This window comes from Nitrospirota bacterium (assembly GCA_016214385.1).
In the GTDB taxonomy this organism is placed as follows: domain Bacteria; phylum Nitrospirota; class Thermodesulfovibrionia; order UBA6902; family JACROP01; genus JACROP01.
This window is the reverse complement of record JACROP010000026.1, coordinates 1-4,023: the sequence shown is the minus strand read 5'-3', so window position 1 is coordinate 4,023 and position 4,023 is coordinate 1. Positions and strand designations below refer to the sequence as shown.

Genomic DNA, 4,023 nt, shown 5'->3' with positions numbered 1-4,023 from the left:
TTCTTTGCCATGTACAGGGCATCATCTGCAGCTTTTATTAAACCTTCTCTGTCCATTGCATCATCTGGAAAGGTTGATACGCCGACGCTGACAGTTAGATGTACTTCTTTACTCTCAAGGTTGAAGGTGTGCCGGGCTGTTTCATTTCTTATTCTCTCTGCAGTCTTCAGGGCGCCTTCAAGCGGAGTCTCAAAAAGAATAACAGCAAATTCCTCGCCTCCGTACCGGGCTGCAGAGTCCATGCCTCTTAGATTCTTAAGGAGAATATCGGCAAGCCCTTTAAGTGCATTATCCCCGGCCTGATGACCGTAAGTATCATTGAATTTCTTGAAATAATCAATATCAATCATGAGAAGCGACAGGGTCCTGCCATATCTCCTTGCCCTTTTAATCTCAACCTCTAATTGCTCATGAAAAGTCCTGTGGTTGTTAAGACCTGTAAGGCCATCGGTTTTCGCAAGTTTTAAAATCTCTTCGTGAAGAAATGCCTTCCTGATAGCCACTGCAGCCTGAAAAGAAAACATCAAGGCTAAATCCTCATCCTCCGGGGTAAACTCCTCAGCCCCGATTCTGTTGGCAAGAATAAACTCTCCGATAATTTCCCCCTCTACTATTATAGGCACAATCAGCATATTCCTCAGCAGCAAGCCACCTTCTACTATTGCTGCAAGCCTCGGGTCTCTCATTGGGTCGGTTAACTTAAGTGGCATTCCTTTGTTGAGAGCTTCTTTGATAAGGTCGCTGGCCATTTTATTGAAGTTATCAAGAGTTATTGCTGATGACGAACGAAAATGACTGACCTCCCTGTTAAACTTATCTATTAATAATATGGCGCTGAATTCTGATTTAATAAGGTTCTTGCCGCTGTTTATAAGGTTTTCCATGATTTCATCCAGATCCAGTTTGGATGCCATAAAGCTGCTTAATTCATTCAATATGTTTAGCGTCCTCACATGATATTGCTCTTTCTGAATTGCACCCTCAAGCTCTCTTATCTTATCCTTCAATGCCCTGCCCATAAGATTGAAGTTCTCTGCCAGTGTGCCTATCTCATCGCCGCCCGAAACGGGTAGCTCTTCAAATTCGCCTTCAGCCATTTTCTTTGTGGCAGATGAAATTCGCTGTAAGGGCCTGCTAATCCCTCTCATATAGAATGCTACGATGGTAAAGATTCCTATAAAGGAGAGTATCAGGGCAATGCTAAAAAAGACATAGGCCCTCTTGCGAGCAGATTCTATCTCAATGAGCTTATCGGCCCCGGATAGGGTCTCCGATACTCTTTCTGCACTGAAATAAATATCTCTAATAGAAAGGGATGATAGTATGACAATGAGGACTAAAAGGCCTATCCCGATGAAATAAATGACAGTAAGTCTACCCGGAGCTTTCATGACCCTTTTAGGATACTAATTGTATTATCCATGGTTGCCATGCCCTCTTCATAAATTATATGGCATGCAGGGGCGTATTGCAATATGGCCTGCCTGTTGCTTTTAATCAAAGCCCTTATGTATAATACTTTAAAACTTAAAAAGTTGTTCTGGAGGTAGAGAACAAATGAATACCCTTAAAACTATGGTTCTTTTGGTTGCCCTTACACTGGCTCTTGTGTGGGCAGGGGCTGCCTTTGGAGGTAAGTCAGGAATGACCATGGCCCTCATTTTTGCCTTAGCAATGAACCTCTTTGCCTACTGGTTCAGTGATAAGATTGTCCTTAAAATGTACGGTGCCCGTAAAGTAACCGAGGCCGAGGCTCCTGAGCTATATTCGATGGTACGAAGGCTCACGCAGAAGTCAGGACAGCCCATGCCAAAGGTTTATATAATCGATCAGGATCAGCCCAATGCCTTTGCTACAGGCCGCAATCCAAAACATTCTGCAGTTGCAGTAACCACAGGAATAATGCGGATTCTAAGCAGGGAAGAGCTCGAAGGTGTTATTGGCCATGAGCTTGCCCATATAAAACACAGGGATATCCTTATAAGCACTATTGCTGCTACAATAGCAGGCGCCATAAGCTATCTTGCACAGATGGCTCAGTGGGCAGCAATATTCGGTGGTAGAAGTAGTGATGACAGAGAGGGAGGTAACCCCATTGCAGCCCTCGTCATGATGATAGTTGGCCCTATTGCAGCCCTGCTTATACAGATGGCTATATCCCGCTCAAGGGAATATGCTGCTGATGCAGGAGGGGCAAGGATTGCAGGAAATCCAAGGTACCTTGCAAATGCACTTAAGAAGCTCTTCCCAGAGGATACCAATGGAGGCAAGCCCTTCCACTGCCCACATGTTCATAGTAAACCCCCTCTCAGGCGGTGGCTTATTGAAACTTTTCAGTACCCATCCTCCAATGGAGGAAAGGATTGCAAGGCTTGAGTCAATGAGCCTTTAAAAATATTTTATTTTCTTCATGCAAAGGAAGGGGTGGCAAATGCCACCCCTTTTTAATTTATAATAACTTATGAGCAAAGACTTAATTTTAGCCACAGAGGTCATAGAGAAAAAATGAACTGAGAACTAAGAAGTAAGAAGTGAGAAGTGAAGTCATAACTTCCCATTTCCTATTTCTCATTTCCCAATTTATATCTCTGTGCTCTCTGTGGTTAATTTATAATTTCCTATACATGAACTTAAGAGAAATTAAAGAAAAGGTTTTCTCAGAGGAAAGGCTTTCCCAGGAGGACGCCTTAGGGCTTTTTGAAAGCAATGATATTTTTACCATTGGAAGGCTCGCATCTTATGCCTCGAACAAGAAAAATGGTAACAATGTCTACTTTATCCAGAACCGTCACATAAACCCCACTAACATATGTATCAACCGCTGTAAATTTTGCGCTTTCAGCCGCTCAAAAGGTGAAAGGGGGGCATATGAATTAACAATTGAGGAGATCATAGAGAAAATCAGAATACAGAATACAGAATACAGAATACAGACAAAAAGCTTTAAACAACAAACTCAGAATATAAACTCGTCCCTTGTCCCTCGTCCCTCGTCACTATCTATCTCAGAGGTTCATATTACGGGCGGCCTCCATCCAGACTGGCCTTTTGAGCTCTACCTTGAGATATTAAAACGGCTTAAGGAGTCTTTCCCTCATATTCACATAAAGGCATTTACAGCAGTTGAGGTTGACTATTTCTCAAAGATAAGCGGCCTGAGCCTGACCGACACTCTCAAAGCCTTAAAGGCAGCAGGGCTTGACTCAATGCCTGGAGGCGGGGCTGAGATATTTCATGAAGATGTGAGAAAAAAAATATGCCCTGAAAAAATAGATGGCAGAAGATGGCTTGAGATAATGGCAGAAGCCCACAGGCTCGGTATCAAATCAAACGCCACAATGCTTTATGGCCATATCGAGCAGTACGAGCACAGGGTTGATCATATGTTACAGTTGAGAGACCTTCAAGACAGCACAGGAGGGTTTCAGGCATTCATCCCCCTCTGTTTTCATTCAAAAAACACAGAGCTTTTTAGAAAGGGTTATACTTCTGGCCTTGACGACATAAAGACCATAGCTGTATCCAGACTCTTCCTTGACAACTTTGCGCACATAAAGGCCTACTGGGTAATGCTCGGTAAAAAGGTCGCCCAGTTGTGCCTCCTTTTTGGAGCCGATGACCTGGATGGCACAGTTGTAGAGGAAAAGATTACCCATTCAGCAGGGGCAATCTCAGAGAAGGCCATTTCAAAAGATGAATTGATAAATCTCATAGAAAAGACTGGCAAGGTGCCTGTTGAGAGGGACTCGTTTTATAAAGAAACACCTATGCCGACAAATCGGCACAAAGTGCAATGAAAATGTCATTCCTGCGAAAGCAGGAATCCAGAAGGAACTGGATTCCGTGTCAAGCACGGAATGACGAATTGAGGTGATTTTCAGATGAACAGAATCCATAGAGAAGAAGGCTTACGATTGCTTAAAGAAGCATCCCTCTTTGACCTCGGGGAACAGGCTGATGCAATGAGGAAAGTTTTGCATTCTGATGGCATTGTTACCTTTGTCATTGACCGTAACATAAACT

General features: G+C 43.3%; 3 protein-coding genes and 1 pseudogene. 3 read left to right on the top strand and 1 reads right to left on the bottom strand.

From position 1 onward, the window contains the following. Window positions 1–1,391 (bottom strand): diguanylate cyclase (locus tag HZC12_01455; GenBank protein ID MBI5025398.1); only part of this gene is annotated, 1,391 nt, incomplete at its 3' end. Window positions 1,392–1,557: 166 nt separating this feature from the next. Between HZC12_01455 and htpX the strand changes: the two are divergent. The 3 genes and pseudogenes from htpX to HZC12_01440 form a co-directional block, all read left to right on the top strand. Beyond that, window positions 1,558–2,392 (top strand): annotated as a pseudogene (htpX, locus tag HZC12_01450) (zinc metalloprotease HtpX). A gap of 232 nt (window positions 2,393–2,624) precedes the next feature. Beyond that, the gene (locus HZC12_01445; GenBank protein ID MBI5025397.1) at window positions 2,625–3,797 is read left to right on the top strand and encodes a CofH family radical SAM protein; all 1,173 of its coding nucleotides are present in this window, start codon (window positions 2,625–2,627) and stop codon (window positions 3,795–3,797) included. An 84-nt stretch (window positions 3,798–3,881) separates the two neighbouring features. Continuing rightward, window positions 3,882–4,023: dehypoxanthine futalosine cyclase (locus HZC12_01440; protein MBI5025396.1), on the top strand; the 142-nt coding region annotated here is incomplete at its 3' end.